Origin of the sequence: Methylobacterium sp. J-030, from assembly GCF_022829545.1 — a bacterium.
GTDB lineage: Bacteria > Pseudomonadota > Alphaproteobacteria > Rhizobiales > Beijerinckiaceae > Methylobacterium.
In genome coordinates this window covers 23012-30737 of sequence record NZ_JAKSYM010000370.1, presented here as the reverse complement: position 1 = coordinate 30737, position 7726 = coordinate 23012, and the positions used below count along the sequence as shown (strand labels likewise).

Sequence of the window (7726 nt, the reverse complement as noted above, 5' to 3'; positions counted from 1 at the left end):
CATCGACGGCAAGACCTACAAGACGCTCAAGCGCCACCTGACCAGCCACGGGCTGGACCCGCGGGCCTACCGCGACCGCTACGGCCTGCCGGCCGATTACCCGATGGTCGCCCCCGCGTATGCCGAGCAGCGCTCGGCGCTGGCCAAGGCGATCGGCCTGGGCCAGCCCGGCGCCATGGCCGAGCGGGGACGAAAGAGCCGCGGCAGCGCCTGAGCGGGATGGTCCGCATCTCTCCGGCGGGAGCGGTGCGGATTCGCGCCTCTGAGTGCAACACCGACGCCCCGGAGGACGAGCGCTTGTCCGCCCTGCCCCGCCGCCCGGCGACACAGGTTCGAGGCACGTTGCCGACTCCCGCATGGGAGCGGGGCCCGCGCCAGGATCGGCTTCCGTCACCGGCTAAGAGGCCGACCCCGCCCGGCTCGCCGCCTCCGCGTCGAGCAGCCAGCGGCGGAAGGCCTGGATCTTCGCAAGCGCCCCGTCCCGCTCGCGGTAGCAGATGAAGTGGAGGTCGCGGGTCAGGCTCGCGACCCGCCCGCCGCCCAGCCGCACGAGCTGCCCCGCGGCGAGTTCGCCTTCCGCGAACCGCAGGCTCTCCAGCGCGACCCCGAGGCCCTGGACCGCCGCCGAGATCACGAGCGAGCCCCGGTCGAAGGCCGCCCCCGCCCCCGCCGCCCCGTCGGGCGCGGGCAGGCCGTTCTGCGCGAACCAGTCCGGCCAGCGGACCGGGCTGAAGGACGAGTCCAGCCGCGTGAAGCGCCCCACCAGGCCGGGCCCGACCGGCCCCACCGCCCGGGCGACCTCCGGCGTGCACAAAGCCGCGATCTCCTCCGGCCCTAGGGACTCGACGGTCAGGCCCGCCCCGCGCGGGGGCCGGCCGTAGGCGATCAGGATGTCGATCTCCCCGTGCCGGCCGAGATCCACCGGGTCGGCGCTGGTCGACAGGCGGATGGCGATCCCGGGATGGGCCTCCACGAAGGCGGGCAGCCGCGGCCCGAGCCACTTGGCCGCGAAGCTCGGCGTGCAGTGGACGGCGAGCGACGCCGCGAGCGATGCGGCCGGCGGCGGGCTCAATGCGGCGCAGACCGCCTCGATCGCGTCGAAGGCGTGGCCGAGGCCCGCCAGCAGGCGCTCGCCGTCGACGGTCAGCGTCGCCTGCCGGTTCGCCCGCCGGAACAGGGGCCGCTCGAACCAGCGCTCCAGCGCCCGGATCTGATGGCTCACCGCCGAGGGCGTCAGGTGCAGCTCCTCGCTCGCCCGCGCGAAGCTGCCGAGCCGCGCCGCGGCTTCGAAGGCCCGCAGGGCGGGGAAGCTCGGGATCCGGCGCATCCGTCAATCCATGAATCCAATTCACGAAACGCGTGAAAAATCGTCGTTTGTCAATATTTCGGTCACGAATGATAGTGCCGACGCGCCGCGAAGACGGTTGCGGAACGACAAGTCTAGGGAGACGTCACGATGGCACAGGGGGTCATGGCCCTCGTCGAGCCCAGTCTCGACGAGACGACGCGGGTCTACCGCAAGGTCACATGGCGCCTCGTGCCGTTCCTGTTCGCCTGCTACGTCGCGGCCTACCTCGACCGGGTCAATGTCGGCTTCGCCAAGCTGCAGATGCTGAGCGATCTCAAGTTCAGCGAGACGGTCTACGGCCTCGGCGCCGGGATCTTCTTCCTCGGTTACTTCCTGTTCGAGGTGCCGAGCAACATGATCCTGCACAAGGTCGGCGCGCGGATCTGGATCGCCCGGGTCATGCTGAGCTGGGCCGTCATCTCGGCCGCCATGATGTTCGTGACCTCGCCGACGTGGTTCTACGTCCTGCGCTTCCTGCTGGGCCTCGCCGAGGCCGGGCTGTTCCCGGGCGTGATCCTGTACCTGACCTACTGGTACCCGTCCGAGCGGCGCGGCGGCATCATCGCGCTGTTCATGACCGGCATCCCGATCGCCGGCCTCGTCGGCGGTCCGCTCTCGGGCTGGATCATGAACGCCTTCTCGGGTGCGGGCGGCCTCGCGGGCTGGCAGTGGCTGTTCCTGCTCGAGGCGCTGCCCTCCCTCGTGCTCGGCTTCTGCGTGCTGGCCTATCTCGACGACGGCATCGCGAAGGCCAAGTGGCTCAACGCCGACGAGAAGGCGCTGCTCGCCCGCACCATCGCGGCCGACGGCGCCACCGTGGCCGCCCACCGCTTCCGCGACGGCTTCACCAGCGGCTGGGTCTGGCTGCTCTGCGGGATCTACTTCTTCTTCATTATGGGCCTCTACGGCGTCGGCTTCTGGCTGCCGACCCTGATCAAGGGCGCGGGCGTCTCCGACCCGCTGCGGATCGGCCTCCTGACCATGCTGCCCTACGGCGCGGCCGCGGTGGCGATGGTCACGGTCGGACGCCTGTCCGACGCGGCCCGGGAGCGGCGCTGGCACATCGTGGTGCCGGGCCTCCTCGGGGTGGCGGGGTGGCTCGTCAGCATCCGGTTCAGCACGGACCTCGTCATCGCCGAGGCGGCCCTCACCGTGGCGACCATCGGCGTGCTGGTGACGCTCGCCCAGTTCTGGTGCCTGCCGACCACCATCCTGGCCGGCGCGGCCGCCGCCACCGGCATCGCGGTGATCAACTCGGTCGGCAACCTCGCGGGCTTCGTGAGCCCCTACCTGATCGGCTGGATCATCGACACCACCAAGTCCACGAGCCTCGGCGTCTACACCCTCGCCGCCTGCCTCGCCCTGGGCAGCCTCCTGGCGCTGACGGTGCCCAAGCGCCTCGTCAACCGCTGACTCTCCCCCCTCTCCGCGATCCGAAGAAAGGACACATCATGCTGGACGATCATTCCCACGACGAGGCCATCGCCCTCGACCTGCCGAACGACGATGCCGGCCGCAAGCGGACCTCGATCTACCAGCCCGAGCAGGCCGGCCTGATCTTCCCGGAGATCCCGGACTTCGCCAACCACGCCGAGGAGCGGGACTACCGCAAGAAGCACCTCGTGGCCGCCTGCCGCGCCTTCGCGATGCACGGCTTCGACTACGGCTTCGCCGGGCACCTGACGATCCGCGATCCGGAGCGTCCGGAGCTGTACTGGACCAACCCGATGTGCGTGCACTTCTCGCAGGTGCGGATGTCGAACCTGATCCTGGCCGACCATAGGGGCCGGGTGGTCGAGGGGCGCCACGCGATCAACCGGGCGGGCTTCGTGCTGCACGCCGCCGTGCACGAGGAGTATCCGGAAGTGATGGCGATGTGCCACGCGCACACGACCTACGGCACCGCGTGGTGCGCCACCGGCCGGCCGCTCGACATGATCAGCCAGGACGCGGCGGCCTTCTACAACAGCCACGCGGTGATCGGCGCCTCGGCGGGTGCCGTCGCGGTGGAGAAGGAGAGCGGCCTCTCGGTCGCCCAGCAGATCGGCCGCAACCGCGGCGTGCTGCACCAGAACCACGGCCTGCTGACCTGCTCGCAGCACAGCATCGACGACGCGGCCTTCTGGTTCATCGCCCTGGAGCGGGCCTGCCAGCAGCAGCTCCTGGTCGAGCAGACCGGCATCAAGCCGCAGCTCCTCTCGGAGAAGACCGCCCGCTACAGCCGCGAGCACGTGGGCAGCGACTATATCGGCTGGCTGCACTTCCAGACGCTGTACAGCCACATCGCCGAGACCCAGCCCGACATGTTCGCGTAAGGGAATGGGGCCGGAAGCGAGGCCGGCCCCTGCCGGGTTTCGGTCCGAGCCCCGGCGCGCTGTCCGCGCGCTCCGGAGATCGGGTGCCGCCGACGGTCACGCGGCGGCGCCCTCCAGTGTGCCCGCGTCCCAGCCGGCCTCCCAATCCTGCACGCTGTGGCCGGGCGAGACCTCCCGGACCAGGCGCTCCGGCGGCGTATAGTCCGGGGCGCGGATCGGGCTGCGGATCTCGGCGTCCGGCAGGGCGTGCCGCGCCCGGCGCCGGGCCGGATCGGGGACCGGGACGGCCGCCAGCAGCGTCTTCGTGTAGGGATGCTGCGGGTTCCCGAACACGGCCTCCCGCGGGCCAATCTCGACGATCTCGCCGAGATACATCACCGCCACCCGGTGGCTCACCCGCTCCACCACCGCCATGTCGTGCGAGATGAACAGGTAGGCGAGGCCGAACTCGGCCTGCAGGTCGAGCATCAGGTTCACCACCTGCGCCTTCACCGAGACGTCGAGCGCCGAGACCGCCTCGTCGGCGACGATCAGCCGGGGATTCAGGGCGAGCGCCCGGGCGATCGCGATGCGCTGGCGCTGGCCGCCGGAGAATTCGTGCGGGAAGCGCGTCGCCATGTCGGGGGACAGCCCGACCCGGGCGAGCAGGTCCTCGGCGCGGCGCAGGGCCTCCTTCCGCGTGGCGAGGCGGTTGATCAGCAGCGGCTCGGCCACCGCGGCGCCGACGCTCATGCGCGGATCGAGGCTGGCGAACGGGTCCTGGAAGATCATCTGCATCCGGCGGCGGCGGGTGCGCAGGGCGGGGGCGTCGAGGCCCGTGATGTCCTCGCCGTCGAGGACGACCGAACCCGACAGGGGCTCGACGAGCCGCAGGATCGAGCGGCCGGTGGTGGACTTGCCGCAGCCGGATTCGCCGACCAGCGCCAGGGTCTCGCCGGCCGCGAGGCTGAACGAGACCCGCTCCACCGCGTGGACCCGGCCGGTCACGCGGCCGAACAGGCCGGAACGGATCTCGAACCGGGTGGTCAGGTCGCGCACCTCCAGAACCGGGCGCTCGGCGGCCTTGACGGTGTCGGGGCTTTCGGAGGCCGCCGCCGCCACGCCGGTGGCCCGGTCGATGACCGGGAAGCGCATCGGCCGGGCGCGGCCCGCCATGGTGCCGAGCCGCGGCACCGCGGCGAGCAGCGCCCGGGTGTAGGGCTCGGCGGGCGCGGAGAAGATCCGCGCGGTGGCGCCGTCCTCGACGGCCCGGCCTTTGTACATCACCACCGTCCGGTCGGCGATCTCGGCCACCACGCCCATGTCGTGGGTGATGAACAGGACCGCCATGCCCTCCTGATCCTGGAGGCTTTTGATCAGGTCGAGGATCTGGGCCTGGATGGTCACGTCGAGCGCCGTGGTCGGCTCGTCGGCGATCAGGAGTTTCGGCCGGCAGGCCAGCGCCATGGCGATCATCACCCGCTGGCGCATACCGCCGGAGAAGCGGTGCGGGTACTCGTGCAGCCGCGCCCGGGCCGCCGGGATCCGCACCGTGTCGAGGAGCCGGAGCGCCTCCGCCTCGGCGGCGGCGCGCGACAGGCCCCGGTGCCGGATCAGCGCCTCGGCGATCTGGAAGCCGATGGTCAGCACCGGGTTCAGGGAGGTCATCGGCTCCTGGAAGATCATGGCGATGGAATCGCCGCGGACCCGGCGCATCTCGGCCTCGGGGGCGGCCAGCAGCTCGCGGCCTTCGAAGCGCACGCTGCCGCCGACGCGGCTCGCGTCCCGGGGCAGGAGGCGCAGGACCGACAGGGCGCTGACGCTCTTGCCCGAACCGGATTCGCCGACGAGCGCCACGGTCTCCCGGGGGCCGACATCGAACGAGACGCCGTGCACCACCGCCCGCCAGCGTCCGTCCGAGCGGAAGGAGACGGTGAGGTCGCGCACCGAGAGGATCGGGTCCGTCACGGGCGTGCCTCCTGATCCAGCGTGATGTGTCGGGACAGCCCCGCTTTCTCCCTCCCCCCTCTGCGGGGGAGGGGGGCCCGCGAAGCGGGTCGGGAGAGGGGAGCGACGTGTCCGGAAAGGTCGCGACCGGCGGCACATCCTGAACTGTCGCGCTGCCCCTCTCCCAACCCCTGCCGACGCAGGGGCCACCCTCCCCCGCAGAGGGGGGCGGGAGAGATGTGGAACAGCCGGCTCTCGAAACGACCCCGCGCCATGCCCTACAGCACCCGCCGCGGATCGAGGGCGTCGCGCAAACCGTCGCCGATGAAGTTGATCGACAGCACCGTCAGGAAGATCGCGCCCCCCGGGAACAGCGCCCAGTGCGGCGCGACGTCGAGATGGTCCTTGGCGTCGAACAGCAGCCGCCCCCAGGTCGGGATGTCGGGCGGGAAGCCGAGGCCCAGGAACGACAGCGTCGATTCCGCGATGATCGCGGCCGAGACCTCGATCGAGGCCGCCACGATCACCGGCCCGAGCGCGTTCGGCAGGATGTGGCGGCGCACGAGGTGCCCGGTGGTAGCCCCCTGCGAGCGGGCCGCCTCCACGAACTCCTTCTCGCGCAAGCTCAGGAACTGCGCCCGCACCAGCCGGGCGACCGGCATCCAGCGCAGGCCCCCGATCACCGCGACGATCATCAGGAACACGCCGCCCTGGCTGCCGAACACGGCCTTCAGGCTGTCGCGGAACAGGTAGATCACCAGCAGCAGCAGCGGCAGTTGCGGCAGCGACAGGAACAGGTCGGTCAGCCACATCAGCAGGGGGTCGAGGAAGCGGCGCGACATGCCGGCGAGCGCCCCGACCAGCACGCCGATCACGCTCGCCACCGCCATGGCGGCGAAGCCGACCGCGAGCGAGATCCGGCCGCCGTAGATCATCCGGGCGAGGAGATCCTGGCCGAGATCGTCGGTGCCGAACGGGTGGTCCCAGGACGGGCCCTGGAGCTGGGCCGCGAAGTCGATGTCGTCGATGGCGACCGGCCAGAGCAGGCCGCCGAACACCACGCCGCCCACCAGCACGGCGAGCACGCCGACGCTCGCCAGCGCCAGCCGGTGCCGCCGGAAGCGCCGCCAAGTCTCCCGCCCCGGCGAGGCCGGCGCGCGGGCGGGGGCAAGCGCCTCATCGGAGGGCGATGCGAGGGTCGAGCCAGCCATAGAGCAGGTCCGCGACGAGGTTGAACAGGATGACGAGGCCGGCGAACACGAAGGTCACCGCCATCACCACCGGCGTGTCGTTGGACAGCATCGCGTCGATCAGCAGCGAGCCGATGCCGGGAATGCGGAAAATCTGCTCGGTGACGATGGCGCCGCCGAACACCGCCGGGATCTGGAGGGCCACCAGCGTCACCACCGGGATCAGCGCGTTGCGGGCGATGTGCCGCCGGGTCACCGTGCCCTCGCTCAGGCCCTTGGCGCGGGCCGTGGTGACGTAGTCGAGGCGGGCCACGTCGAGCGCCGAGGCGCGCACGTAGCGGGTGTAGGAGGCGGCCTGGAAGAAGCCCAGCACCGCCACCGGCATGATCGCCTGCCGGACATTCGCCCAGAGCCAGGGCAGGCCGGATCCCGGCAGGTCGGCCTGGTAGACGAAGGGCAGCCAGCCGAGCTTGATCGAGAACAGCAGGATGAACAGCAGGCCGGTGAAGAAGGTCGGCAGCGAGAAGCCCACGAAGGCCAAAGTGTTGGCGACCTGATCGGCGAGCGAGTAGGGCCGGCGCGCCGCATAGAGGCCGACCGGGATCGCGATCAGCAGCGCCAGCACCTGCGAGGAGCCGACTACGAACAGCGTCGTCGGCAGCCGTTGCAGGATCAGGGTGTCGACGTTGACCCGGCTCGCGAACGAGAAGCCCCAATCGCCGTGCAGCATGGCGGCGAGCCAGTGCAGGTAGCGGGTCAGGATCGGGTCATCGAGGCCGAACTTGACACGGAGGGCCGCGCGCACCTCCGGGGGCACGTTCGGGTTCATGGCGAGTTCGCCGAACGGGTCGCCCGGCGCCAGCGCCAGGACGACGAACAGGATCAGGCTGATGCCGAGCAGGCTCGGGATCGCGATCAGGAGGCGTCGCAGGATGTAGGCGCCCATC

At 71.1% G+C, this 7726-nt stretch carries 7 protein-coding genes; 3 read left to right on the top strand and 4 right to left on the bottom strand.

Annotated elements, in window-relative coordinates; genetic code table 11:
* The coding region (locus MKK75_RS29870; protein ID WP_244046114.1) for a MucR family transcriptional regulator at positions 1-214 on the top strand (214 nt) is incomplete at its 5' end.
* A gap of 183 nt (positions 215-397) precedes the next feature.
* On the opposite strand, the gene MKK75_RS29865 is transcribed toward MKK75_RS29870, so the two are convergent.
* Positions 398-1327, bottom strand: a complete 930-nt coding sequence (locus MKK75_RS29865; protein WP_244046113.1) for a LysR substrate-binding domain-containing protein — start codon at positions 1325-1327, stop codon at positions 398-400.
* Between the two features lie 129 nt (positions 1328-1456).
* Here MKK75_RS29865 and MKK75_RS29860 point away from each other — a divergent pair, with 129 nt between their 5' ends.
* The gene (locus tag MKK75_RS29860) at positions 1457-2761 is read left to right on the top strand and encodes an MFS transporter (RefSeq protein ID WP_244046112.1); all 1305 of its coding nucleotides are present in this window, start codon (positions 1457-1459) and stop codon (positions 2759-2761) included.
* 38 nt (positions 2762-2799) lie between these two features.
* On the top strand, positions 2800-3663 hold the full coding sequence (locus MKK75_RS29855) for a class II aldolase/adducin family protein (RefSeq protein ID WP_244046111.1): 864 nt from the start codon (positions 2800-2802) through the stop codon (positions 3661-3663).
* Positions 3664-3759: 96 nt separating this feature from the next.
* On the opposite strand, the gene MKK75_RS29850 is transcribed toward MKK75_RS29855, so the two are convergent.
* The 3 genes from MKK75_RS29850 to MKK75_RS29840 form a co-directional block, all read right to left on the bottom strand.
* Positions 3760-5610: an ABC transporter ATP-binding protein gene (locus tag MKK75_RS29850; protein ID WP_244046110.1), complete on the bottom strand. Its 1851-nt coding sequence runs from the start codon at positions 5608-5610 to the stop codon at positions 3760-3762.
* A gap of 257 nt (positions 5611-5867) precedes the next feature.
* Positions 5868-6800 carry an ABC transporter permease gene (locus MKK75_RS29845; RefSeq protein ID WP_244046109.1) on the bottom strand — a complete coding sequence of 311 codons (933 nt, stop codon included), beginning with the start codon at positions 6798-6800 and terminating at the stop codon, positions 5868-5870.
* A complete protein-coding gene (locus tag MKK75_RS29840) occupies positions 6766-7725 on the bottom strand; it encodes an ABC transporter permease (protein ID WP_244046108.1) in 960 nt (319 codons plus the stop codon). Before MKK75_RS29840 ends, MKK75_RS29845 begins: the two co-directional genes overlap by 35 nt.
* Position 7726 lies beyond the last annotated feature (1 nt).